The organism is Dysosmobacter segnis, from assembly GCF_014297285.1.
Taxonomy (GTDB): Bacteria; Bacillota; Clostridia; order Oscillospirales; family Oscillospiraceae; genus Oscillibacter; species Oscillibacter segnis.
This window is the reverse complement of record NZ_JACOQI010000011.1, coordinates 33,284-56,520: the sequence shown is the minus strand read 5'-3', so window position 1 is coordinate 56,520 and position 23,237 is coordinate 33,284. Positions and strand designations below refer to the sequence as shown.

Below are 23,237 nucleotides of genomic sequence, written 5' to 3'. Positions count from 1 at the left end.
AAATATTCCCGTTTTCGATGTCTGTTCCGTGATTTGTTGCTTTTTCGCACTTTTCCCGTGCAAAAATCCCGCAGAGAGTATTTGCTCTCTGCGGGATTTTTAACATTCTCTTGGTTTTCTTTTTTTGGGGGGCGGTTTATGCCGGAGGCTTACTCATACCGGGTACCTGCGCCGTCCACCATGGCGTCATAGGCCCGTTTCACCTTGTCATAGTTCTTGTCCCGGTCTAGCGCCACGCCGCGGCCCACACCATCCACAATGCGGCCCACGCCGATGGCATCCAGCTTTTCGTCCAGCTCTGCCAGCAGCTTGGGTGCGGAGCCGGGTTCCGTGGAGCGGCCGTCAAAGATGATGTGGAAGAATACCTGATCCAGTCCGGCATCCCGGGCCATTTCGCAGATGGCCAACGGGTAGTCGATGCAGCCGTGAGAGGATTTATAAGTGAGATATGCCAGCAGATGCAGCGCCGTGCCGTTCTTTTTGGCGTGTTCGATGGCCTGTAAGAAGATGGGATTCTTCTTGAAGCTGCCGTCCTTCACAGCGGCGTCCAGACGGACGTCATCCTGCATGACGCAGCGGCCTGCGCCCAGATTGGAGTGGCCTGCCTCGGAGTTGCCGGCCTTTCCGCTTCCCAGGCCAACATGCTCGCCGGAGGCGTGGAGTTTGCTCCAGGACTGCTCCGCCAGCAGGGAATCCCAGTAGGGGGTATCCGCCAGATGGATCGCGTCGCCGTCATCGCCGGAGCCGAGACCCCAACCATCGCAGATGATGAGCAGCATCTTCCGGTCCTTGCCGAAATCGTGTCCCTCCGCCAGAGATTTGCCGGTCATCTCCGCAGGCTGGGGGATGCCCATGACGTTCAGCACCGTAGGCGCCACGTCACCCAGACAGCCGTCCCGCAGGGCAATGGGGCCGCTGTGGGCGGGGTCCATCAGAATGAAAGGCACCAGATTGGTGGTGTGGGCGCCGTCGGGCTTGCCTGCGGCGGTGTACAGCTTTTCAATGTTGCCGTGATCCGCGGTGACGGCCACCACATAGCCCTTGGCCAGCGCGTCATGGACCACCACATCCAGATAGTGGCTGACATGCTTGCAGGCTTCCAGCTTGGCGGCGGTATTCAGGGTGTGGCCGATCACGTCGCCGTTGGCGAAGTTGGTCACCACGAAATCGTATTTACCCAAAGCACCCATGACCTGATCAGCCACGGCAGGCAGGCTCAGCTCCGGCTGCTGGTCAAAGTCAATGCCCTTGGGGGACGGCACGCACACGTCATCCTCGCCGGGGAAGGGCGCGTTCTCGCCGCCGTTGAAGAAAAAGGTCACATGGGCATACTTCTCGCTCTCCGCGCAGTGGAACTGATTCTTCCCCGCCTCGCTGAGGACCTGAGCCAGAGGCTTCACCACATGAGACGGCGCAAAGGCGATGGGCAGATCCTTGAATTTGTCATGATACATGGTCATGATGACGAAATCCAGATCCTTCAGCTGGTTCCGCTGCACCTTGTTGAAGTCCGGATCGGTGAACAGCTCCGTCAGCTCGATCTCCCGCTCACCGCGGCGGCAACAGAACACGGCGGCATCGCCATCTCCGATCTTGCCTACAGGCTTGCCGTTCTCCACCAGGACCATGGGTTCCAGATGGTAGTCATCCTGCCCCGCCTGATACGCTTTTTCCACGGCCCGCGCCAGTTGTGCGCCGCCGCGCTTGGATTCAGACATAAAAAGTACCTCCTTATGAGTCGAGCGGTGCGTGAAACGGTTCTTTCCCGCGCCACTGCGCATTTTTTTATCCGACCGGGGCGAACTTATTGTCCATCCTCCGGCGGGATCAGCTTTTCCACGGCCACCTGCCCCCGCTTGGGGAAAATATCCAGCAGGTCCGGGAACCGATAGACCTTGGCATCCGGGCGGTTTTCCGCCGTCAGCTTCAGGGGCTTATCCTTCTGGTACTGCACCGTGACGGTCATACCGAAATCGACGGCCTTGGCGCCGATGATGTCCCGGTTCAGATTGTCGCCCACATAGCAGCAGTTTTCCGGTTCGGCTCCCACTTCCTCCATGGCGTAATAGTAGATCGCGGGGCCGGGCTTGCGGATATAGGTGACCGAGGACTGCTGGACTGTCTGGAAATAGGGGCGCAGGCCATCCTGATCCAGCCACTCGTCCACTTCCCGTCTGCCCACCAGATCCGAGATGATGCCCAGAGTGTAGCCCCGGCGGCACAGCTCCTTCACTGTATCTGCGCCGCCCTCTACCACCGTGCGGCGGCCCTTGGTCTGCCGGTACTGGTAGCAAAGCTCCGAGGCATTGCGCCGGATCAGCTCCGGATCACAGTCATAGGCCAGCCAGCGCCGCCACAGCACCTCTTCCGGGGCCTCGCACATATATTTCAGGGCCCATTCCCGGTATACATCGTACCGCTTGTCGATCACATCCTCGAACCACCGGGTAGGATCTTCCGTCTTCACGCCGCACAGCTCTGCGATTTTCGCCCGGGCGGTAGCCAGATAAGCCGGGTCCTTGTCAATGACCCGGAAGGTACCGCCCAGATCCAGAAAAATATAACGGATGTCCGTATTCATGGCTTGCTTCCTCCTTTTCACCGGGCCGCTGGCCCGGAACGCATCAGGGCAGAATGTTCAGGATCTCCCGGAAATCTTCAATGACATAGTCCGGGCGGTTTTCCTCCGTAAATTCCACGGGATGCTTCTTCTCCGGAGACCGGAAAATAATATTGCAGCCGATACCGGCCTTCTTGGCCCCGGCAATGTCGCGCTTGATGTTGTCCGCAACGGACACGCACTCCTCCGGCTTCACGCCGATCTGCTGGCAGGCCAGATCGTAGATCTCAGAGCAGGGCTTGCGCATGTGGCACACGGAGGAGAGGATCACTGTGTCAAAATAGGAATCCAGACCGTCCTCCTCCAGCCAGTCGGGCACCTCGTTCTCACCGATGAGGTTGGAGATGATCCCCAGCTTGTAGCCGCGCTCATGCAGGCCCTTGATGACCTCCACGCCGCCGTCTACCACCTCGCGGCGCCCCTTGCACTGCCGGTACTGGAAGCTCAGCTCATGGCACACCTGACGGATCCGGGCCGGGTCATAGTCCGGCAGCAGCCATTTGCACCACAGTTCTTCATCTCCGGATTCCTTGAACTCGCCCAAAGCCCACTTGCGGTACGGCTCGTAGCGCTCCTCGATCATCTGATAGAATTCCTCATAAGGCATATCCGTGCCTGCGATCTCCGCCATTTTCCGACGGGCGTGGCGCATATAGGCCTCCTCCAGGAAAGCAATGCGCAGAGTGCCGCCCAAGTCGAAAAAGACGGCTTTATACTGTTTTTCCATAGGTCCTCCTTTAAGCCCGCTCAGGGAAGATGTCCAGCAATTCAGAAAGGCTGGTGATGACATGATCCGGGGTAAACTCCTTGCCGGTGGCCTTTTCCTTGTTCAGCGTATCCGGCTCATCGATCCGGATCATCATACCGAAGCCGGCAGCCTGAGTGCCCTCCACGTCCCGCACCGGGTTATCGCCCACATAGGCGCAGTTGGCTTCCGGCGTGCCGATGCAGCGGCAGGCCAGGTGATAGATGTCCGGGTCCGGCTTGCGCAGGCGCACCTTGGAGGAGAGGATCGTGGTTTTGAAGCACTGGGCCACGCCGTCAGCGGCCATCCAATCGGGGATCTCCGTCTCCGTCACGGTGTTGGCGATGATGCCAAGGGTATAGCCCCGGCGGTGCAGCTCCTTGATGGTGGCTACGGCGTCCGGCCGGGCCACCCGGCGGCCGTCATGGTCGCGCCACAGGCGGGTCAGCTTGGGGGCGTTGGCAAAAATCATATTCGGATCATATTCCGGCAGCATGTACTGGGTCCACAGTTCTCCCTCGGAAGCATCCAGCAGGGTGGTCTTGGACTGCTTGCGGTATGCCTTCCAGCGCTCCTCCAGCTTGGCAAACAGGGCGTCGTGGCTCTCCGTGGTGCCGATCAGTTCCATGAGACCGGCTTCCGCCCGGTCAATAAACTCCTGATCCGGCAGGACAATGCGCAGGGTGTTTCCTACATCGAAGAAAATGGTTTGGATATTGGCGGTCATGGCAGTTCCTCCTTTGAAATTCAGGGTCGCGGCCCAACTGCGGGAAAGCACGGCGATCCTCGGAGGTGTGACGCCCCCGAGAATCGCAAACGTTTGCGATTTCTGTTTTTATTTTATAGGAGTTCGCCCCTTTTTGTCAATATCCCAAATGTCAAAGCTCAGACACTTTTTTTGCTGGATTGTCCAAAATGCCTTAAAAATTTAGGTTGATATTGACAGAAGATCAAAAATCGGCTATTCTTGATTCGTCTGAAGTACCTTGGCAGTTTTTTCTGCCAATTTTCCTAAAAAGTCGGAAACGTTTGCACAAACACAACCTTCGCAAGGGAGTCAACTTTATGAAAAATGTAACATTAAAGGATGTCGCCAAAGCAGCAGGCGTCTCCTATGCTACCGTATCCCGTGCCCTTTCCGGCAGCTCCCAGATCGGCAGCGAGACCCGGGAACGGGTTCTGAAGCTGTGCGATGAGATGGGCTACACCACCAACTTTGTGGCCAGGTCCATGGTGACCAAGCGCACCAACCTCATCGGACTTGTGGTCCCCTCTGTGGACAACCAGTTCATGTCGGAGCTTGCCTACCACGCGGAAGTCAGCGCCCGTGCCCACGGTTATAATATCATGCTCTGTGATTCCGGTCCGGACCTGAAGCAGGAAAAGACCGTGTTCAAGCTGCTGCTGGGCCGGCAGGTGGACGGGATCCTCATCGTCCCTCAGAGCTCTAAATCCTACGATAACCTCAAGTCTTATCTGGACCAGGTCCCCACGGTGTTCCTCAGTGAAAACCTGCGGAGCCAGCCCCAGAGCTATGTGGCCGTTGACAACAGCCGGGGCACCTATCTGGGTACCCAATACCTCTATGAGCTGGGCCACCAGGACATTCTCTATTTCGGCCAGCGTCCCGGTTCCACGACTCATCAGCTCCGAGCGGACGGATATATGAAGGCCTGTCATGAATTTGACCTCACGCCTCATTTTTTCAACAGCGAATATTCCCGCTCTTCCATTCAGGGCGGATATCAGCTGGCCAAGGAGCTGTTCCGGAAGCCTCTGGACTGCACCGCAGTCTTTGCCGCCACGGACTCCAATGCCTTGGGTATTCTGACGGCGGCAGATGAAATGGGCATTGATATTCCGGGGCATCTGAGCCTCATCGGCTTCGATAACATCAGCGCCACGGCCCTCTCCCGCATCGACCTGACCACCGTTGACCAGCCCAAGCGGGACATGGCGGTGCAGGCGGTGGATATGCTCCGGGACAAAATTGAAAACGGCACTCAGGGCTATGTCCACCAGATCCTGCTGCCGACGCTGATCCAGCGGGGCACCTGCCGGAAGCTGGATCCCTCCAAGTGATCTCACTGTAAATTCGGGACGGCCTGCCGCCCCTGGTAGAAAGGAACATCCAACCATGCAAGGTTATCTTTACGATCCTCATACCCATACTGCGGAAACCAGCAAATGCGGCCATCTGCCTGCCGCCGACGTTGTGGAGCGCTATGTGAAGCACGGCTTTTCCGGTCTGGTGGTCACAGACCATCTGCATCCGGAGTACCTCTCCCGCATCGACACGGAGCATGACTGGCAGAAGGCCATGGACCACTATCTCTCCGGCTACAAGGCCTCCAAAAAGCGGGGTGACGAGCTGGGCTTCGATGTGATTTTGGGCGCCGAGCTGCGCTTCCCCCAGAATGACAATGACTATCTGGTGTACGGCATCGACGAGGACTGGCTTCGCTCCAACCCCTATATGTGCTGCACCAGTGCCCGGGAATTCTACGAGAAATTCCACAATGAGGTCCTCATCATCCACGCCCACCCCTACCGGGACGGCAACACCACCGTGTTTGAGGACGCTGTGGACGGCACGGAGATCATCAACGGCAACCCCCGCCACGAAAATCACAGCGACCGGGGCGTGGAGCTGTGCCGCCGCCATCCCAACTATTTCCGTCTGGCCGGATCTGACACCCATCAGGACGGTGATGAGGCCCGTGCGGGCGTCATCCTGCCGGAGCGGGTCCGGGACTCCTTCCAATATAAGGCAATGATCGAGTCTGGAAACTTCCGTCTCTGGGGCCCGGATTTCCAGGATCTCATTGATATCGACGAGGAAATGCGTCAGGGCAAGTAATTGCCTTCCCATCAGAATAATGACTGACTTTGAATCCCCGGCAGGCCGCCACGCTTATGATGGCCTGCCGGGGTTCGTTGTCTCCCCGGCGAGCTGCGGCAAATTTGTAAAGCTGTCTCCCAAAACCAGTCATAGGAACACAATGTCCCGTTTTTGTCGGTTATTTGCGGATTTGCGCTTGTATTTTGCGGAAGAGTGTGGTAAGGTAATCCACGGTTACGGAATGCGGTGAAAAGGGGAGCGCCTTGGCGCCGCGCTCAGATTGATGACGAAACCAGATTGCGAGGGAACCCGTGTTCCGGGTTGAGAGGATCCCAGTAAGGATCGACCGCCCCTGTTTCCCCCGGTGACGCCGGGGGAGCTGTCAGCATCTGCTTGAAGTCAAATTCGGTATGTGCTGCAAGGCACATATTTTTTTGCGCTTTGAGCAGAAAATCAAATCTGGAGGTAAATCCCATGAAAAAGTTTCTTGCAAGTATTCTGACCCTGGCCCTGTGCCTGGGGCTCGCCACCGGCTGCGCCGGCAAGCAGATCCCGGCGGAGAATGACACGGAAAGCGCCGGTGAGACCGGTGTGAAGGAGATCCCCTCTCTGAAGATCGCTTTCTCCCCCTACGCCGACGCGGACCAGATCACCACCGCCACGGAGCCTCTGGAGCAGCTGCTTCAGGCAAAGCTTCTGGAAAAGGGCTATGACGTGAAGGACATCGACATGACCGTGGGCACCAGCTACACCGCCGTGGGCGAGGCCCTCAGCGCCGGCAGCGCCGACATCGGCTTCATCTCCGGCGGCAACTACGTCCTCTTCTCCGACGATTGCGATGTGCTGCTCACCGCTCTGCGCTATGCCATCAACAAGGATTCCGAGAACCCTGCTGACTGGAATGACGGCACCATCGAGGAAAACACCAAGGATATGAGCACCTATTACCGCTGCATCATTCTGGCCGGTCCCAGCGAAAAGGGTCAGGAACTGCAGGCCAAGGTCAATGCCGGTGAAGAACTGACCTGGGATGATCTCAACAGCGCCACCTGGTCCGTCCTCAGCCCCACCTCCGCCTCCGGCTACATCTATCCCTGCCTGTGGCTCCAGGATCACTACGGCAAGGGCATCAGCGATCTGGAGCACGTGGTCCAGTCTGACTCTCACACCACTTCCGTGGCCCGTCTGGCCGCCGGTCAGGTGGACGTGATGGTTTCCTTCGGCCACATCCGCATCAAGAACGCCCCCAAGTGGGAGAGCGAGCTGGGCGGCACCGCTCCCATGGTGGAGCAGACCGGCGTTATCGGCGTCACCGAGGGCATCTACAACGATATGATCGCTTACAGCAAGAACTCCGATACCATGGCGGATGAGGATTTCCGCAAGGCGCTGGGCGAAAGCTTCATCGAGATCGCCGACACCGACGAGGGCCGGGAGATCATCAGTGTGTTCAGTCAGGTGGGCTACACCTGGGGTCAGGATTCCGATTATGACGGCGAGCGGGCCGCGCAGGAGCTGCTGAAGTCTCTGGAAGGCTAAGTCCCCCCTTTAAAAAACACTTGCCCCGCGGCTTCTCAGGAGCCGCGGGGCTGAAAGGCTATTTATGCTGCTGGAAGTCCAACATGTCCGTAAAGAATTTCAAAACCGCACCCTCGCCCTGACCGACGCCAGCTTTTCCGTCAGTCAGGGGGATTTTGTATCTGTGATCGGTCCCTCCGGTGCGGGCAAAACCACCCTGTTCCGCATCCTCAACGGTTCTCTCCGCTGTGACGGCGGTGCCATTCTGGTAAACGGCGTTCACTTTGAGTCTGCCGACCGCAGGACCCGCCGGGCCATTCAGACCACCATCGGCACCATCTATCAGGATTTCGCACTGGTGGAAAATGCCACCTGCCGCCAGAACGTGTTGAACGCCTGTCTGCCGGACATGGCGTTCCTCCCGGCGGTCTGCGGCTTTTTCGGAAAGGAGCGCGTCGCCGAGGCGGACGCCCTGCTGGAGCGGGTGGGCCTTGCCGACAAGGTCCACGAGCCGGTGAAGAACCTCTCCGGCGGTCAAAAGCAGCGGGTAGCCATCGCCCGGGCGCTGATGCGGCATCCCGCGCTGCTGCTGGCGGACGAGCCGGTAGCGTCCTTGGACCCCGTCACCGGACGGCAGATTTTAGAATTGCTCCGGGACATTCAGCAGGATCAAAAGCTGACCGTTCTCATGAACAGCCACAATCTGGAGCTGTCACAAGAATTTTCCAGCCGTCTCATCGGCCTGAACCAAGGAACCGTGGTGCTGGACGCCCCGGCGGACACCCCGGCGAAGGAGATCCTCGCCGCCGTCTACCACCGTCAGGAGGATCAGCCATGACCCGTTCCTCCGGAAAGCGCTGGCTGCGGACGCTGGCACTTTTCCTTCTGCTGCTGGCTGCGGCGCGGTTCACCAACTGCTCCCTCGCCCTGTTCTGGGCGCGGCGGAGCCATCTGACGGACCTGATCTCCGCCATGCTCCCGCCGGATTGGGGGTATGCCCCCCGAATCCTGTCCCCGCTGCTGGCTACGGTGCAGATGTCCGTCACCGGCACGGCGCTGGGATCGTTTCTGGCGCTGCTGCTGGCCCCCCTGTGCGCAGAAAATCTCCATGCCCCCAAGCCGCTCCGGTGGACGCTGCGGCTGCTGGTGCAGGTGCTCCGCTCCTTCCCTACGCTGATTTTAGCGCTGCTGGCTACGTTCTTGTTTGGCTTGGGCACCTTCTCCGGTACCGTGGCCATTACGGTCTACACCTTTGCCATTTTGACCCGGCTGACCTATGAGGACATCGAATCGGCGGAACTGGCCCCCTACCACGCTCTGTGCGCCATGGGCGCGGTGCCTGCCAAAGTCTACTGGCGGGCCGTTGTGCCGGGGATCGCCCCATCCTATTTCTCCAATGTCCTGTACCTGTTGGAGACCAACGTGCGCCACAGTTCCATTCTGGGCTATGTAGGGGCCGGAGGCATCGGTCTGCTGCTGAACGAAAAAATTTCATGGCTGGAATACGGCAAGGTGGGCATGATCCTGTTTTTCCTGTTCCTCACCGTCTGCGTCATCGAGGGGATCAGCGGCCTGCTGTCCCAGATCATCCGGGAGGAACGGAGCCTGTCTCCCCTTGGGAAGCGGCTCCTCACCGGCGCTGCCGTTCTGCTGGCTTTGGTCTGTACGCTGTCTCTCCAGCCCCCGGACTTCTCCCATATCAGCCCCCGGGCGGTGCAGGCCATGATTTCCGGCCTGTTCCACCCCGACTGGGCTTTCTTCTTTGAGACGGATACCAGTGGCTTGGGGTACCTGCTGCTGGAGACCGTGTGCATCGCTCTGGTGGGCACCTGCGCCGGAACAGTTATCGCAGTGCCCCTGTCTTTCCTCTCTACCCCCTGCCTGATGCCAAAGCTCCCGGCACTGCTGTTCCGGGTGGTCATCATGGCGATCCGCTCTGTTCCTTTCCTGATCTACGGTCTGATCTTTATTCGGGTGGCCGGTCCCGGCCCCTTTACCGGCGTGCTCACTCTGGGCGTTTGCAGCGTTGGTCTTTTGAGCAAACGGTTCACGGAGGCCATTGAAGCGCTGGACTTTCGGGCTTATCACGCCTTAGAGGCCATGGGCGTCCCCCTCCTGCTCCGCATCCGGTACGCCGTGCTCCCCCAGCTGCTCCCGGCGTTGGCCTCGGCGGTGCTGTACCGCTTCGACGTGAACATCCGGGAAGCGTCGGTTCTGGGACTGGTGGGCGCGGGCGGCATCGGCGCGCCTTTGATCTTCGCCATGAACCACTACAAATGGAGCGAGGCCGGGGCCATCGCCCTTGGACTGATTCTGCTGGTCTGGCGCATTGACCGCCTCTCCACCTCCCTCCGCCGGTAATATAAAAGAGCTGACTGCATTGCAGTCAGCTCTTTTTGGGGTACAAGCGAATGTCATTTGGACTTTTCTCAGCCCGCGTCGGCGGCGATGGCCTGATCGATGAGGGATTGCAGCGTCTCCGCCTGATTCTTCTCGGTGATGGCACCTACGATGGGCTCACCCACGATGTTGCCGTTCCGATCCACTACATAGGTGGTGGGGAAGGCGAAGATGTTGGCGGTAAAGGCTCCCGCCGGGCTGCTGGAATCGAAATACACGTTCTGATAGGTGGCGCCCTTCTTGGCCAACACGTCCTTCGCGTCGGCGATGGCCGTCTCGTCGCCGTCCAGCGTAAAGGCGTTGACGCCGATGAGCGCGCCGCCCTTGTCCGCCAGCTCCTTGTTCAGCGCGTCCAGCTCGCCAAGCTCACCCACGCAGGGGCTGCAGGTGGTAAACCAGAAATTCACCACGGTGACGGCGTTGGCGGAGAACAGCTCGTCGCTCTTGACCTCGTTGCCGTCCAGATCCTTGCCCTCAAAGGAGGGGAACTTCTGCACATCGCCGTTGGCGTCGGTCTCCTCATTCAGAATTTCGGGATGCTGCTTTTCCAGCTCGGTCAGCTTATTCTCGATCTCGCTGATCTCCTGCGCGGACTTCTTCAGCAGCGCGTATTCCTCATCGCTGAACTGGTCCTTGGCGGATTCGATGGTGTCCAGCAGGAAATCGCCGTAATTCTTGCCGTCCTCGATCATGGCCATGCCCTTGTCCGCCGCCAGAAAGACCTTTTCCCAAAGCTCCGTGTTCTCCGACAGGATCTCATTCTCCCGATCCATCAGGGACTTGTGGGTGGCGGCGGCCTCCTCCGTCTGGGCCGTGTCGCCGCTGTTTTCGGTCTTGCTGTCACCCTTCGCGCCGCAGGCGGCCAGGGACAGCACCATCAGCGTTGCCAGCAGCAGCGCGGTCAATTTCTTCATCTTCATGTTGATTCCTCCGTGTTTTCTTCAATGTTGATATTTTGTTTTCCGTCTCCAAAGCCATAGCGGAAGCTCACGGCCCCGGTGGGACAAGCGCTGACGCACATCCCGCAGCGGATACACTCGGTATGGTTGGGCGTTTTCGTCACGTCCACATCCATCTTGCAGGCTCTGGCGCATTTCCCGCAGGAAACGCACTTATTTTCGTCCACCTTCATCTGGAATAGGGACACTCTGTTGAACAGGGCGTAGAACGCCCCCAGCGGGCAGAGCCATTTGCAAAACGGCCGGTAGAACACCACACTCAGCGCAACCACCGCCAGTAAAATGCCGAGCTTCCATGTAAACAGCTTGCCCAGCGCTGCCCGGATGCCGGAATTGGCAAGGGACAGCGGGATCGCCCCCTCCAGCACGCCCTGCGGACAGAGGTACTTGCAGAAAAAGGGGTCCCCCATACCCACGTCGTTCACCAAAAACGCCGGCAGTAAAACGACCATCACCAGCAAAACGGCGTATTTGAGATAGGTCAGGGGCTTCAGTTTCTTTGTGGAGAGCTTTTTCGTGGGGATTTTATGCAGCAGCTCCTGAAACCATCCGAAGGGGCAGAGAAAGCCGCAGATGAAGCGTCCCAGCAAAACCCCTAACAGGATGAGAAAGCCTGTGATATAATAGGAGAAACGGAACTTCGATGAGCCCACCACCGCCTGAAACGCCCCGATAGGACAGGCCCCGGACGCCGCGGGACAGGAATAGCAGTTCAGCCCCGGCACGCAGACGGTTTTTCCCGCCCCCTGATAAAGACTTCCCTTAAAGAAGTTCGGCAGGTGAAGATTGGTCAGCAGTGCCGCCCCCGCCTGGATCCATCCCCGCCAGCGGGCAAGGAGATGGGAAATTGTTTGATGCTTTTTATCCAATACCCACACACTCCAGACATACTTTAATGGCCTTGCTCAGCACCGTGGCCGTTTCGCCCCGCAGTACGCCGACGCACACCATGGCAGCCCCGGCCAACAGCAAACCGACCTGTGCCATCGTCTTTTTCGATTGCGGCAATTTGCTCACTCCCTTCATTGCTGCCTTATTGTACCACAGGAGATGTAAGATTTTCGTTAAGAACAGAAAGTTAACAGAAATCTTATCTGCCTGTGCTATAATGAACACAAATGGTTCACTCAGCGTGTTGAAAAAGCCTTTTCGCCACGCGTGGAGCAGGAATACACCGTCGGCCCAGCCGGTTTCCGTGCGCTTTGCACCCAGAAACCGGGGCCTTCCTCGAAACAGGCTCGTTTTATCCGCCACCGGCGGCACTTCGCCTGTTTCCCCTTCTTGGGTTTCCCGCGCACACCCTTCACCCGCAAGGGGTATGCAGCATCCGTAAAGCGGCACAGCCGCTAACGGCTGCCCTACCTTACCGTCGCGGAGAATTTACCACTTTATTGACAGTCTCAGATTATTATGCCGGAGGTTTTTATGCGTATTCTTGTAGTTGAAGATGAACGTGCCCTTTGTGAGACCATCGTCCGCAGTCTCCGCCGCCTTGCTTACAGTGTGGATCCCTGTTATGACGGTGACACCGCCATCGACCTGCTTGGCTCGGAGCGGTACGATCTGGTGCTGCTGGATCTGAACCTGCCGGGAGCGGACGGCATGACGGTGCTCCGTACCCTTCGCCAGACCGACCGGGAGACGCGGGTGCTGATCCTCTCCGCCCGCAGCGAGGTCGCTGACAAGGTGGAAGGTCTGGACGCCGGGGCCAACGACTATCTGGCAAAGCCCTTTCATTTAGAGGAACTGGAGGCCCGCATCCGCAGCCTGACCCTCCGGCAGTTCACCCAGAACGATGTGGTGCTCCACTGCGGGCCCCTGTCCTTCGACACCCGCTCCCGCGCCGCCACCGCCGCCGGTCAGCCGTTGGCCCTGACGCGAAAGGAGACCGGCATTCTGGAATACCTGCTGCTCCACCAGGGGCGGCCCGTCAGTCAGGAGGAGCTTTTGGAGCACGTCTGGGACAACAGCGTGGACAATTTCAGCAACTCCATCCGGGTACACATTTCCGCTCTGCGGAAAAAACTGCGGACGGCACTGGGCTATGACCCCGTCCGCAACCGCATCGGCGAGGGATATTTGATTGAGGAGGAGCAGGCATGAAAAAGCTGTCTTTGCAATGGCGGATCACCCTGATGACGGCTCTGCTCATCTGCTCCACCTGCATGGCGATGAACTGGCTGATTGGCTGCTCCGGCCGGCACTATATGGACTCCATTGGTGCCAACCTCTCCACCGCCATCGATCCCTCGGAGGGGGCGGTGGAATACTTCGACCCCAGCCGGGAGGGGCTTGACCCCAACCTGACCATCGTGATCTACGGAGCGCAAACCTCTTTCACAGCAACTAACTGGTATATCACGGCGGCGGTGACGCTGTTGGGGGGCATTCTGGCCTATTTCGTCAGCGGCCGGGCACTGAGACCTCTGCGGACCTTCGTGGCGCAGGTGGAAAAGGTACAGCCCAACAATCTGGCGGACATGAAGATCACGGAAGAGGTGCTGCCGGAATTCCGGCAGTTCAGCGACTCCTTCAACCAGATGTTGGAGCGGCTGGACGAGGGCTTCACAGCCCAACGGCAATTCACCGGAAACGCCGCCCATGAGCTGCGCACACCGCTGGCGCTGATGCAGGCGCAGGTGGAGCTTTTCTCCGCCGAGCACCCGGACGTATTGCCGGAAACCGCAGATTTCCTCCGCCTTCTGCGGGAGCAGACGGAGCGGATGACCCAGATGACAAGGACCCTTCTGGAAATGTGCGGCTTGCAGGCGGTGCCCTGTACGGATCACATCGAGCTCGGCCCTATGATCGATGAAATTTTCGCGGATCTCGCTCCGCTGGCAGAGAAAAATAACGTCATGTTAGAGCGGGAGGGAGACGGCACCATGACCGGCAGCGACACGCTGATCTACCGCCTGCTGTTCAACCTGACGGAGAACGCCATCAAGTATAACCGCCCTGGCGGCTCCGTGCGCCTTTCCGTGACGCCGGAGCCTGAAAAACTGTTGATTCGGGTGGCCGACACGGGCCGGGGCATCCCGGAACACTTTCAGCGGAGCGTATTCCAGCCCTTTTTCCGGGTGGACAAATCCCGCAGCCGAGAATACGGCGGCGTGGGCTTGGGGCTTTCGCTGGTGTGGGAGATCGTCAAGCTCCACGGCGGTACCGTGTGCGTGGAGAACAGCTCGGAGGCAGGCACCACCGTGGCGGTGTCCCTTCCCCTCCGGTGAACCGCTTTAAAAAGAGCCTGCTTTCTAAATTAGAAAGCAGGCTCTTTCCATATATAAGTTCTACTTTTTTCGCAGTTCCTGAAGGATTTTCGCGATCATGTAGATCACATATCCCAAAAAGATGACCCCCGCAGGCACGATCACGAAAAGCAGGAAAAACTTCCCGACAATGTCATATAGGGCAGCTTCGACGATGCTTCCCATTCCGTTGGCCCCCCTTTCGCCGGATTTCAAAGCGTCAAAAGTGAGAAATTAGATGTTCGTGACCCAATTCGCTTTCATTCTTGAATTAATTTTACCACATGGCTTTTTCACAGTCAAAACGTTTTGGCAGCAAACTGACAGTATATCATGGAAAACCCGTCGGTCCGCTGCGTTGCAGCGAACCGGCGGGTTATTGCAATCATTCCCACTCAATAGTCGCAGGGGGCTTGGAGGTAATATCGTAGACGATGCGGTTGATGTGGGGCACCTCGTTGACGATACGGACGGAGACCCGGTCCAGCACATCGTAGGGGATCCGGGTCCAGTCGGCGGTCATGAAGTCCGTGGTGGTGACACTGCGGAGGGCCAGAGTATAATCATAGGTCCGGCCATCGCCCTGCACACCTACGGAGCGCATATTGGTCAGCACTGCGAAATACTGACTCATGGCGCTCTCCAGATGCGCCTTGGCAACCTCGTCCCGGAAGATGAAATCCGCCAGACGCAGAATATCCAGTTTTTCCTTCGTCACATCCCCCAGACAGCGGATGGCAAGGCCGGGGCCGGGGAAGGGCTGACGCATCACCAGATACTCCGGCAGACCCAACTCACGGCCCAGCTGCCGCACCTCGTCCTTAAAGAGCATCCGCAGAGGCTCGATGATCTCCTTAAAATCCACATAATCCGGCAGACCGCCCACATTGTGATGGCTCTTGATCACAGCAGCGTCACCGGCGCCGGACTCGATCACATCCGGGTAAATCGTACCCTGAGCCAGGTAATCCACCTGGCCGATTTTTTTTGCTTCCGCCTCAAAGACCCGGATGAATTCCTCGCCGATGATCTTCCGTTTGCGCTCCGGCTCACTGACGCCGGCCAGCTTGCTCAAAAACAGCTTCTCCGCGTTGACCCGGACGAAGTTGATGTCCCACTTTCTGAAGGCCTCCTCTACCTCGTCTCCCTCGTTGAGACGCATGAGGCCGTGGTCCACAAATACGCATGTCAGTTGATTGCCTACGGCCTCCGCTATCAGCGCCGCCGCCACAGAGGAATCCACGCCGCCAGAGAGGGCCAGCAGCACCTTGCCGTCCCCCACCTTTTCCCGGATCTGACGGATGGCAACATCCTTATAATCTCCCATGGTCCACTGCCCCTTTGCGCCGCAGACCTCATAGAGGAAGTTGCGGAGCATGGCGGTGCCGTAGACGGTGTGATTCACCTCCGGGTGGAACTGGACGCCGTAAAAGCCCCGGCGCTCGTCACAGATGGCCACATTGGGACAGGCGTCGGAATGAGCCACCAGTTCAAAACCCTCCGGCACCTTCTCCATATAGTCGCCGTGGCTCATCCAGGTAACGCTCTCGGCAGGCAGGCCCTTGAACAGCTTGCAGTCGGTGCGGAAATAGGTCTCCGTCTTGCCGTACTCCCGGGCGGAATCCGCCGTAGCCGCCGTCACCCGGCCGCCCAGATTGTGAGCGATGAGCTGACAGCCGTAGCAAATGCCCAGAATGGGGATCCCCAGCTTGAAGATCTCCGGGTCCGCCTGCGGGGATGCAGGATCGTACACACTGTTGGGCCCGCCGGTAAAGATAATGCCGATGGGGGCCATCGCCTTGATCTCCGCCACCGGGGTGGTGTAAGGCCTGACCTCGCAGTATACACTGCATTCCCGGACCCGCCGGGCGATAAGCTGATTATACTGACCTCCGAAATCGAGAACTAAAACGGTTTGTGATGCCATAGAGACCTCCTGAAAAATAAATTCAGATATTGCGCCTTTATGCGTTTTCACGCTCCAGCGCCGCCTGGACAAAGCCCTTGAACAGCGGATGGGCATGGTTGGGGCGGGATTTGAATTCCGGGTGATACTGAACGCCCACAAAGAACGGCTGGTCCGTCAGCTCCACCGTCTCCACCAGCCGCCCATCAGGGGACAGCCCGGAGAGGACCAGTCCCGCGGAGGTGAGGGCCTCCCGGTAGTCGTTGTTGAATTCGTAGCGGTGGCGGTGACGCTCAGAGATCTCCAGCGTGCCGTAGCACCGCTCCATGGTGGTGCCGGGCCGGATCACGCAGGGATAGGCCCCCAGCCGCAGCGTGCCGCCCTTATCGATCTCGTCGCTCTGTCCCGGCATGAAGTCGATGACCTTGTTTTCGCACAGTTCGTTGAACTCGCCGGAATCCGCGTCGGCGATCCCAGCGGCGTGGCGTGCATATTCGATCACAGCGATCTGCATTCCCAGGCAGATGCCGAAATAGGGTACCCGATGCTCCCGGGCGTATTTCGCCGTCAGGATCATGCCGTTGATCCCCCGCTGGCCAAAGCCGCCGGGGACGATGATGCCGTCCAACGCGCCCAAAACCGCCTCCGCATCGCTTTCCGTAATGGTCTCGGAGTCGATCCAGCGGATGTCCACCTCAGCCCCCAGAGCATAGCCCGCATGGCGCAGTGCCTCTGCCACGGAGAGATAGGCGTCATGAAGCTGAACGTATTTGCCCACCAGACCGATGGTCACACGTCTGTCCGCATGTTTGATCCGCTCCACCATGTGTTCCCACTCTGTCAGCTCCGGGGCCGGGGCGTCGATGCCCAACTCCCGGCATACCACAGAGGAAAAGTGGGACTGCTCCAGCATCAGCGGTGCCTCATACAAGCAGGGAAGCGTGATGTTCTCAATAACGCAGTCGGGCTTTACATTGCAGAACATGGAAATTTTCTGGAAAATAGAAGGCTCCAGCGGCTCGTCGCACCGGAGGACGATGAGGTTGGGATTGATCCCCATGCCCTGAAGCTCCTTGACGGAATGCTGGGTGGGCTTGGACTTGTGCTCATCGGAGCCCCGGAGGAAGGGCACCAACGTCACATGGATAAAGAGGCTGTTCTCCCGGCCCACCTCCAGAGAGATCTGCCGGACAGCCTCCAGAAAGGGCTGGGACTCAATATCGCCGATGGTGCCGCCGATCTCGGTGATGACCACGTCGGCGTCCGTCTGCTTACCCACCCGATAGACAAATTCCTTGATCTCATTGGTGATGTGGGGGATCACCTGCACGGTGGAGCCCAAATACTCCCCCCGGCGCTCCTTGTTCAGAACGTTCCAGTACACCTTGCCGGTGGTGAGGTTGGAATATTTGTTCAGATCCTCGTCGATGAACCGCTCATAGTGACCCAGATCCAGATCCGTTTCCGCGCCGTCCTCGGTGACGTAGACCTCGCCGTGCTGATAGGGGCTCATGGTGCCGGGGTCCACATTGATGTAGGGGTCCAGCTTCTGAGCGGCCACCTTCAGCCCTCTTGTCTTTAAAAGGCGGCCCAGAGACGCCGCAGTAATGCCCTTACCCAACCCGGATACCACGCCGCCGGTCACAAAAATGTATTTCGTCATACGTCCTCCTCCGAAAATTTCACGTTCTGTCTACGCAGTCCCGCTTTGGCAGTTTTTATTTATAAGTCGACAAGATCTGCTCCGCCACGGCCCGCTTCGTCACGCAGCGGTCCATCGCCTGCTTTTCGATGTATCGGTGGGCCTCCTGCTCCGTCATATTCAGTTCCTCGATCAGCAGCCACTTGGCCCGGTTCACAAGGCGGATCTCCTCCATTTTTTCCTCAATGGTGGCATTCTTCTTTTCCAGCCCCCGCAAACGCTCCCGGGTACCGCACAGCAGCCGCAGGGATTGGGTAAACAGCTGGGTCGACATAGGCTTGGACAGCACCAGAACGCCCTGTGGCGTCAGCCGTCCGTCAATATCCGGAAAATGCTCTGCCTTCACCAGCAGCAGTACCCCGGCGGCGCTGTGCTGGCAGATATCCTGCGCCAGTCGGGTGCCGAACTCATCCGGCAGCGGCGTGTTGATCACCACCAGATCGTAGCTGTTTTCCAGCAGCTCCCGGCGGGCACCGGCGGCGTCCGTCAGCACCGTGACCGGCCAATAGAACCGCTCCGGCAGAAGGCCCCGGACGGATTCATTGAATTTTGCGGAGGCGGACACCACCAGAACGCTGTACGCATGGCCAAGCTCCATCGTTGTCCCCCTCCTTTTCTATGCTTTTTACCGCGTGCTTTCTGAGCGGTCAGGTATAGTATTGGATGATCGCTGCAGGAAGATGTTCTTTGATAAAATCACTGGCGGCGGCCGCTGCCTTGGCCTCCGCCCAGGTCTCCGGCAGTCTGCGGTACCGGGCCCGGATCTCCTCCGGCGCCGTGTAGAGGTTCAGATCCGCCGCAGGCGGCAGCTGCATGTTGTGAGCAACGCCCTCCATTCCCGCCCGAATCAGCAGGACAAAGGCCAGATACGGGTTGCACAGCGGGTCCGGAGACCGCAGTTCCGCCCGCCGGTATTCCCCCACCGCCGCCGGGACCCGGATGAGCTGAGAGCGGTTCTCAGCGGACCAGGAAAGATAGCCGGGTGCCTTCCAGCTTCCAAAGCGGCGGTAGGATTCCTCCGTGGGGTTCAGGAACGCCGTCATGGCCTCCACATGGGCCAGCACCCCGGCAAGGACCTGGGGCATCACGTCCCGCTTATCCTCGCTGACAGCGGAGAAGTTGATGTGCATTCCGTTGCCCGCCTTGTCTGCCAGAGGCTTGGGTCCGAAATCGGCATACAGCCCGTTCCGGGCCGCCACCGTATCCACAGCCGCCCGGAAGGTCACGGCGTTATCCGCCGCAGTGACCGGGTCTGCATAGCGGAAATCAATTTCGTTCTGGCCGGGGCCCTCCTCATGGTGAGAGCTTTCCGGCCGGATGCCCATGCGCTCCAGCGTCAGGCAGGCCTCCCGGCGGACATTCTCCCCCTTGTCTGCCGGGGCAATGTCCATGTAACCGGCACGGTCATAGGGAATTTTGGTGGGCTCGCCGTCCTCGTCCAGCCGGAACAGATAGAATTCCATCTCTGTTCCGAAGGCAAAGGTCAATCCGGCCTTTTTGGCGTCCTCTACCGTTTTTTTCAACAGGCTCCGGGCGTCCGCGCCGATGACGGTGCCGTCCGGCTGGGTCACGGCGCAGAACATCCGCACCACCCGTCCATGCTCCGGCCGCCAGGGCAGCACACAGAGGGTGGACGGGTCCGGGCGCAGCAGCAGATCAGAGTGGACCTCCCCGCCGAAGCCGGGAATGGCGGAGCCGTCGATGGCGATACCGTACTGGAAGGCCCGGTCCAGTTCCTCCGGCATAATGGCGATATTTTTCTGGCGGCCCGCCGCGTCGCAGAAGGCCATGCGGATGAACTTCACGTCCTCCTCCGCCGCATACTGCTTGATCTCCTCAACCGAATACTGCATATTGTCTCCGCCTTTCCGTTATGGTTTCCGTATGCATGCCCGGCGATCCAGGCCCCCTCATTTTTTGATGCAACTGTTATAGCACACCTTTTCATGAATTTACAATATGTAAAACAGAAAAAATCATGGTTTTCCGAGACTTATTCTCCGTCATGCTCACACATTGGAGGCTGCTGCCGGTCTGATCTCCTGTCCTGTTTTGCGCTCTGCGGCGATTCTTTTCCAACCGCCAGCCCGTTCTGCAACAAAAAAGGCGTCCACTTCCAACGGGAGCCATGCTCCCGCTGAAAATGAACGCCTTTGCTCATTTTGTATTCAAAAAAGACCTGATTCAACAAATCAGCATCGATCGTACCATGTGCGTCCGCGCTTGTCAATCATTTTTCTGTCGAACACGGTGCAAAAAGGAGGGCCTGCGCCCTTCCTTTTGTCCTTGGCTGCCTCTTATACCGTGCCGGTGACGATCAGCTCGCTGACGCCGGGGGTCACGGCCCACGCCCCGGTTACCGGGTCCTGGGTATACGTGGCCGCGGGGACGGTGATCTGCCCCGCTGTTGTAGCGAACAGACCTGTGGTCCCGTCATAGGTGTACTGCGTACCGGCAGTCCAGGGTGCGCCGTTGTAGGTCACCGTGAGACCGTTGAGAACCGGATCAAAGGTATCCCGGAGGATCACATCGTCCGTCGCGGTGACGGGGGTATTGCCGGTGTTCTGGATGGTAAAGGTGTAGGTGATCCGGCCGTTCTCCGCTACCACCGTGGGATTCAGCCCCTTGGTGATGGACAGTCTCGGGCTGCTCACCACGCCAACTGTCTCCTCCGCCGTCACAGGTGCGGCCAGCCCGCCGCCGGTCACGGTGACGGTGTTGACAACGCTGGACTCCGCTGCCAGCGGCGCGTAGCGGGTCACCTCCGTCTCATAGATCACAAGGGTGCTGCCCCCGGCAGGGACCGTGATGCCGGTGACGGTCATGGGCGGTCCGGCGTTAACAACCGGAGCGGCTTGCAGTGCGCCGTTCACATAGTACCGAACGCTGCCCGGCAAATAGGCCAGAGGATATAGGGTCGCTCCGCCAAAGGTGTAGCCGCCCAGGTTGTCGGAAATGGTCAGGCCCGTCAGGGGCGTGACGCCGCTGTTGGTAAGGCTGACCACATACGTGACCGTCCCGCCCGGCTCGTAATTCTCCCGCACCGCCGTTTTTGCGGCGGTCAGGACCTCCCTCAGCTCTCCGGTGACAATATTGGAATTGACGGTGCCGCCGGTATAGGTGAGGGTCGCCATATTCTGAAAGGATGTGGGCATAAAACAAGCCTCCTTAAAATCGCTCAGATTCGCGCGTCTGCGCGTTCCATTCTATGCGCCGGAACAGCACACGGTCCCCCGCCATTCTCTAAAAGCAATAAAAAAAACAGCCCACCTTTGGCACTTTCGGAAAAAATCTGGTTTTGCCGTGGGAAAGCGTTGATTTTTTTTGGGAACCGTGCTATCTTGATAACAAGCGAAATCGTTTTCTTGCGGATGTAGTTTCCGCATGTCTGTTAACGGACACAGAAAAATCCGTTTGCGCTTTCGCCAACCTTTTCCCCGCAAACCATTTTCTATTTGTACGCTTATCCAAATAATGATCCTAAATATTCATAAGGAGGACGTTTTATGTTTGATCCGAAAACTGTTTCCCTGGGTATTGCTCCCATCGGCTGGTGCAATGACGATATGCCGGAGCTGGGTGCCGAGAACACCTTCCAGCAGACCGTCAGCGAGATGGCTCTGGCCGGCTTCACCGGCTGCGAAATCGGCAACAAGTATCCCACCGACCCCGCTGAGCTGAAGAAGGCTCTGGACCTGCGCGGTATGCGCATCGCCAGCCGCTGGTATTCTTCCTTCATCCTGACCCGTTCCATGGAGGAAGAGGAGAAGGACTTCATCGCCAACCTGGACTTCCTGGAGGCTGTCGGCGCAAATCACATCAACGTCTCCGAGCAGAGCTACTCCATTCAGGGCAAGGTGGACGTGCCCATCCTCACCGGCGGCCACAAGCATGTCATGAACGATGAGGAGTGGGATCGCTTCTGCAAGGGTCTGAACCGTCTGGGCCAGATCGCTTCCGAGCATGGCTTCAAGCTGTGCTTCCATCATCACATGGGCACCGTGGTCCAGACCAGCGAGGAGACCGACCGCATGATGTCCAACACCGATCCCCGGTATGTGTTCCTCTGCTATGATACCGGCCACTTCACCTTCGCCGGCGAGGATCCCCTGGCCATGCTGAAGAAGTATGTGGACCGCGTGGGCCACGTCCATCTGAAGGATATGCGTCTGCCCGTGGTGGAGGAAGCCCGCAAGAACAACTGGTCCTTCCTGCAGTCCGTCCGCAACGGCGCGTTCACCGTCCCCGGTGACGGCAACGTGGACTTCGATCCCGTGTTCAAGGTGCTCTCCGACGCCGGCTATCAGGGCTGGCTGCTGGTGGAGGCTGAGCAGGATCCCGCCAAGGCCAATCCTCTGGAGTACGCTATCAAGGGCCGTACCTACATCCGGGAGCACACCGGTCTGTAAATCGCGCGATGGGAGGACCCCGGTCCTCCCCACCGCGTTTCCATACCACTTTTTGACATCAAACAGGAGATGTTTCCAATGACTTATTTCAATAAGAACAAGGAACTCAAGCGGGGCTACAACGCCTATATCGACGAATCCACCAACTACATGGGTACCCTGATGAACGTGGGCCTGCTGGTGATGGAGGACGGCGACACCTATACCTACGAAAGCGCCGACCGCGAGGTTGCCATCCTGCTTTTCGAGGGCAAGGTCACCTATGAATACGCCGGCAAGACCGTTGAGGCCGACCGCCCCAACTGCTTCCATCACGAAGCCTACTGCCTGCTGGCTCCCAAGGGCACCAAGATCACCCTGACGGCTCACAGCCACAGCGAGCTTTACATGCAGGACACCCTGAACGAGAAGGATTATGAGCCGGTCATGTACACCCCGGAGACCGTCCAGACCCAGCACGCCGGTTCCAAGGGCGAGCTGATGGGTGCTATGGAGCGTGAGATCAAGACCTTCTTCGACTATGACAACGCCCCCTTCTCCAACATGGTGCTGGGTGAGGTGCTGAACCGTCCCGGCAAGTGGTCCTCCTATCCTCCTCATCATCATCCCCAGCCGGAGGTCTATTTCTACCGTTTCGACTATCCTCACGGCTTCGGCGCCGGTTTTGCCAACGGCGATGTTTACAAGACCGAGCAGAACGGCTGCGCCGTCATCAACCACGGCTTCCACTCTCAGGTGGTGGCTCCCGGCTATGCCATGTGCTACGCCTGGGGTATCCGGCATCTGGAGGGCGATCCCTGGCTGAAGACCCGCATCGACGACAAGGAGCACGAGTGGCTGTGGAAGCCCGATGCCAATGACCACATCTATCCCAATCATTGATCGGAG

22 protein-coding genes are annotated in these 23,237 nt (G+C 58.6%); 9 read left to right on the top strand and 13 right to left on the bottom strand.

Annotation, left to right across the window (positions count from 1 at the left end; all coding sequences use genetic code 11):
- Positions 1 to 149: 149 nt before the first annotated feature.
- From H8Z83_RS11685 to H8Z83_RS11670, 4 genes are all read right to left on the bottom strand, one after another.
- On the bottom strand, positions 150 to 1,718 hold the full coding sequence (locus H8Z83_RS11685) for an alkaline phosphatase family protein (RefSeq protein ID WP_187015200.1): 1,569 nt from the start codon (positions 1,716 to 1,718) through the stop codon (positions 150 to 152).
- 86 nt (positions 1,719 to 1,804) lie between these two features.
- Positions 1,805 to 2,581 carry an HAD family hydrolase gene (locus H8Z83_RS11680; RefSeq protein WP_187015199.1) on the bottom strand — a complete coding sequence of 259 codons (777 nt, stop codon included), beginning with the start codon at positions 2,579 to 2,581 and terminating at the stop codon, positions 1,805 to 1,807.
- A gap of 43 nt (positions 2,582 to 2,624) precedes the next feature.
- Positions 2,625 to 3,347, bottom strand: a complete 723-nt coding sequence (locus H8Z83_RS11675; RefSeq protein WP_187015198.1) for an HAD family hydrolase — start codon at positions 3,345 to 3,347, stop codon at positions 2,625 to 2,627.
- Between the two features lie 10 nt (positions 3,348 to 3,357).
- Entirely contained in the window at positions 3,358 to 4,092 is a 735-nt protein-coding gene (locus tag H8Z83_RS11670) for an HAD family hydrolase (RefSeq protein ID WP_187015197.1), read from the bottom strand.
- Positions 4,093 to 4,430: 338 nt separating this feature from the next.
- Here H8Z83_RS11670 and H8Z83_RS11665 point away from each other — a divergent pair, with 338 nt between their 5' ends.
- From H8Z83_RS11665 to phnE, 5 genes are all read left to right on the top strand, one after another.
- Positions 4,431 to 5,447 carry a LacI family DNA-binding transcriptional regulator gene (locus H8Z83_RS11665; protein WP_187015196.1) on the top strand — a complete coding sequence of 339 codons (1,017 nt, stop codon included), beginning with the start codon at positions 4,431 to 4,433 and terminating at the stop codon, positions 5,445 to 5,447.
- A gap of 55 nt (positions 5,448 to 5,502) precedes the next feature.
- On the top strand, positions 5,503 to 6,225 hold the full coding sequence (locus tag H8Z83_RS11660; RefSeq protein ID WP_187015195.1) for a PHP domain-containing protein: 723 nt from the start codon (positions 5,503 to 5,505) through the stop codon (positions 6,223 to 6,225).
- Between the two features lie 456 nt (positions 6,226 to 6,681).
- Complete coding sequence (locus H8Z83_RS11655; protein ID WP_187015194.1) at positions 6,682 to 7,746, top strand: phosphate/phosphite/phosphonate ABC transporter substrate-binding protein; 1,065 nt, start codon at positions 6,682 to 6,684, stop codon at positions 7,744 to 7,746.
- Between the two features lie 64 nt (positions 7,747 to 7,810).
- Positions 7,811 to 8,563, top strand: coding sequence for a phosphonate ABC transporter ATP-binding protein (locus H8Z83_RS11650; protein ID WP_187015193.1), 753 nt, complete (start codon positions 7,811 to 7,813; stop codon positions 8,561 to 8,563).
- Positions 8,560 to 10,086 carry a phosphonate ABC transporter, permease protein PhnE gene (phnE, locus tag H8Z83_RS11645; RefSeq protein WP_187015192.1) on the top strand — a complete coding sequence of 509 codons (1,527 nt, stop codon included), beginning with the start codon at positions 8,560 to 8,562 and terminating at the stop codon, positions 10,084 to 10,086. Before H8Z83_RS11650 ends, phnE begins: the two co-directional genes overlap by 4 nt.
- A gap of 68 nt (positions 10,087 to 10,154) precedes the next feature.
- On the opposite strand, the gene H8Z83_RS11640 is transcribed toward phnE, so the two are convergent.
- From H8Z83_RS11640 to H8Z83_RS11630, 3 genes are read right to left on the bottom strand one after another with little or no spacing between them, the layout of a single operon-like run.
- On the bottom strand, positions 10,155 to 11,045 hold the full coding sequence (locus H8Z83_RS11640) for a TlpA disulfide reductase family protein (RefSeq protein ID WP_187015191.1): 891 nt from the start codon (positions 11,043 to 11,045) through the stop codon (positions 10,155 to 10,157).
- On the bottom strand, positions 11,042 to 11,953 hold the full coding sequence (locus H8Z83_RS11635) for a 4Fe-4S binding protein (RefSeq protein ID WP_187015190.1): 912 nt from the start codon (positions 11,951 to 11,953) through the stop codon (positions 11,042 to 11,044). Before H8Z83_RS11635 ends, H8Z83_RS11640 begins: the two co-directional genes overlap by 4 nt.
- Positions 11,946 to 12,071 carry a CD1871A family CXXC motif-containing protein gene (locus H8Z83_RS11630; RefSeq protein WP_302643998.1) on the bottom strand — a complete coding sequence of 42 codons (126 nt, stop codon included), beginning with the start codon at positions 12,069 to 12,071 and terminating at the stop codon, positions 11,946 to 11,948. Before H8Z83_RS11630 ends, H8Z83_RS11635 begins: the two co-directional genes overlap by 8 nt.
- A 438-nt stretch (positions 12,072 to 12,509) precedes the next feature.
- Here H8Z83_RS11630 and H8Z83_RS11625 point away from each other — a divergent pair, with 438 nt between their 5' ends.
- Positions 12,510 to 13,187 (top strand): response regulator transcription factor, encoded by a 678-nt coding sequence (locus H8Z83_RS11625; protein ID WP_187015189.1) that lies wholly within the window; start codon positions 12,510 to 12,512, stop codon positions 13,185 to 13,187.
- Positions 13,184 to 14,314, top strand: coding sequence for a HAMP domain-containing sensor histidine kinase (locus H8Z83_RS11620; protein ID WP_187015188.1), 1,131 nt, complete (start codon positions 13,184 to 13,186; stop codon positions 14,312 to 14,314). The genes H8Z83_RS11625 and H8Z83_RS11620 overlap by 4 nt, the downstream gene beginning before the upstream one ends.
- Positions 14,315 to 14,374: 60 nt before the next feature.
- Here the strand turns inward: H8Z83_RS11620 and H8Z83_RS11615 are convergent, their stop codons facing one another.
- The 6 genes from H8Z83_RS11615 to H8Z83_RS11590 form a co-directional block, all read right to left on the bottom strand.
- Complete coding sequence (locus H8Z83_RS11615) at positions 14,375 to 14,518, bottom strand: hypothetical protein (RefSeq protein ID WP_187015187.1); 144 nt, start codon at positions 14,516 to 14,518, stop codon at positions 14,375 to 14,377.
- Positions 14,519 to 14,717: 199 nt separating this feature from the next.
- Positions 14,718 to 16,259, bottom strand: coding sequence for a glutamine-hydrolyzing GMP synthase (gene guaA / locus H8Z83_RS11610; RefSeq protein WP_187015186.1), 1,542 nt, complete (start codon positions 16,257 to 16,259; stop codon positions 14,718 to 14,720).
- A 37-nt stretch (positions 16,260 to 16,296) separates the two neighbouring features.
- Positions 16,297 to 17,901, bottom strand: coding sequence for a CTP synthase (gene pyrG / locus H8Z83_RS11605; protein ID WP_187015185.1), 1,605 nt, complete (start codon positions 17,899 to 17,901; stop codon positions 16,297 to 16,299).
- 55 nt (positions 17,902 to 17,956) lie between these two features.
- Complete coding sequence (locus H8Z83_RS11600) at positions 17,957 to 18,538, bottom strand: ANTAR domain-containing response regulator (protein WP_187015184.1); 582 nt, start codon at positions 18,536 to 18,538, stop codon at positions 17,957 to 17,959.
- A gap of 49 nt (positions 18,539 to 18,587) precedes the next feature.
- Positions 18,588 to 19,793, bottom strand: coding sequence for a glutamine synthetase family protein (locus H8Z83_RS11595; protein WP_187015183.1), 1,206 nt, complete (start codon positions 19,791 to 19,793; stop codon positions 18,588 to 18,590).
- A 444-nt stretch (positions 19,794 to 20,237) separates the two neighbouring features.
- On the bottom strand, positions 20,238 to 21,095 hold the full coding sequence (locus tag H8Z83_RS11590; protein ID WP_187015182.1) for a DUF11 domain-containing protein: 858 nt from the start codon (positions 21,093 to 21,095) through the stop codon (positions 20,238 to 20,240).
- Positions 21,096 to 21,446: 351 nt separating this feature from the next.
- On the opposite strand from H8Z83_RS11590, the gene iolE reads away from it, so the two are divergent.
- Together iolE and H8Z83_RS11580 are read left to right on the top strand one after the other, a co-directional pair.
- Positions 21,447 to 22,349, top strand: coding sequence for a myo-inosose-2 dehydratase (gene iolE, locus H8Z83_RS11585; RefSeq protein ID WP_187015181.1), 903 nt, complete (start codon positions 21,447 to 21,449; stop codon positions 22,347 to 22,349).
- 78 nt (positions 22,350 to 22,427) lie between these two features.
- The gene (locus tag H8Z83_RS11580; RefSeq protein WP_187015180.1) at positions 22,428 to 23,231 is read left to right on the top strand and encodes a 5-deoxy-glucuronate isomerase; all 804 of its coding nucleotides are present in this window, start codon (positions 22,428 to 22,430) and stop codon (positions 23,229 to 23,231) included.
- The last annotated feature ends 6 nt before the right edge of the window (positions 23,232 to 23,237 follow it).

Coding starts and splice junctions, on each gene's coding strand:
- guaA (WP_187015186.1), bottom strand. CDS start 16,259: ATGGCATCACAAACCGTTTTAGTTCTCGATTTCGGAGGTCAGTATAAT.
- H8Z83_RS11600 (WP_187015184.1), bottom strand. CDS start 18,538: ATGGAGCTTGGCCATGCGTACAGCGTTCTGGTGGTGTCCGCCTCCGCA.
- H8Z83_RS11675 (WP_187015198.1), bottom strand. CDS start 3,347: ATGGAAAAACAGTATAAAGCCGTCTTTTTCGACTTGGGCGGCACTCTG.
- H8Z83_RS11660 (WP_187015195.1), top strand. CDS start 5,503: ATGCAAGGTTATCTTTACGATCCTCATACCCATACTGCGGAAACCAGC.
- H8Z83_RS11670 (WP_187015197.1), bottom strand. CDS start 4,092: ATGACCGCCAATATCCAAACCATTTTCTTCGATGTAGGAAACACCCTG.
- phnE (WP_187015192.1), top strand. CDS start 8,560: ATGACCCGTTCCTCCGGAAAGCGCTGGCTGCGGACGCTGGCACTTTTC.
- H8Z83_RS11655 (WP_187015194.1), top strand. CDS start 6,682: ATGAAAAAGTTTCTTGCAAGTATTCTGACCCTGGCCCTGTGCCTGGGG.
- pyrG (WP_187015185.1), bottom strand. CDS start 17,901: ATGACGAAATACATTTTTGTGACCGGCGGCGTGGTATCCGGGTTGGGT.
- H8Z83_RS11630 (WP_302643998.1), bottom strand. CDS start 12,071: ATGGCACAGGTCGGTTTGCTGTTGGCCGGGGCTGCCATGGTGTGCGTC.
- H8Z83_RS11615 (WP_187015187.1), bottom strand. CDS start 14,518: ATGGGAAGCATCGTCGAAGCTGCCCTATATGACATTGTCGGGAAGTTT.
- H8Z83_RS11680 (WP_187015199.1), bottom strand. CDS start 2,581: ATGAATACGGACATCCGTTATATTTTTCTGGATCTGGGCGGTACCTTC.
- H8Z83_RS11640 (WP_187015191.1), bottom strand. CDS start 11,045: ATGAAGATGAAGAAATTGACCGCGCTGCTGCTGGCAACGCTGATGGTG.
- H8Z83_RS11590 (WP_187015182.1), bottom strand. CDS start 21,095: ATGCCCACATCCTTTCAGAATATGGCGACCCTCACCTATACCGGCGGC.
- H8Z83_RS11685 (WP_187015200.1), bottom strand. CDS start 1,718: ATGTCTGAATCCAAGCGCGGCGGCGCACAACTGGCGCGGGCCGTGGAA.
- H8Z83_RS11625 (WP_187015189.1), top strand. CDS start 12,510: ATGCGTATTCTTGTAGTTGAAGATGAACGTGCCCTTTGTGAGACCATC.
- H8Z83_RS11665 (WP_187015196.1), top strand. CDS start 4,431: ATGAAAAATGTAACATTAAAGGATGTCGCCAAAGCAGCAGGCGTCTCC.
- iolE (WP_187015181.1), top strand. CDS start 21,447: ATGTTTGATCCGAAAACTGTTTCCCTGGGTATTGCTCCCATCGGCTGG.
- H8Z83_RS11580 (WP_187015180.1), top strand. CDS start 22,428: ATGACTTATTTCAATAAGAACAAGGAACTCAAGCGGGGCTACAACGCC.
- H8Z83_RS11650 (WP_187015193.1), top strand. CDS start 7,811: ATGCTGCTGGAAGTCCAACATGTCCGTAAAGAATTTCAAAACCGCACC.
- H8Z83_RS11620 (WP_187015188.1), top strand. CDS start 13,184: ATGAAAAAGCTGTCTTTGCAATGGCGGATCACCCTGATGACGGCTCTG.
- H8Z83_RS11595 (WP_187015183.1), bottom strand. CDS start 19,793: ATGCAGTATTCGGTTGAGGAGATCAAGCAGTATGCGGCGGAGGAGGAC.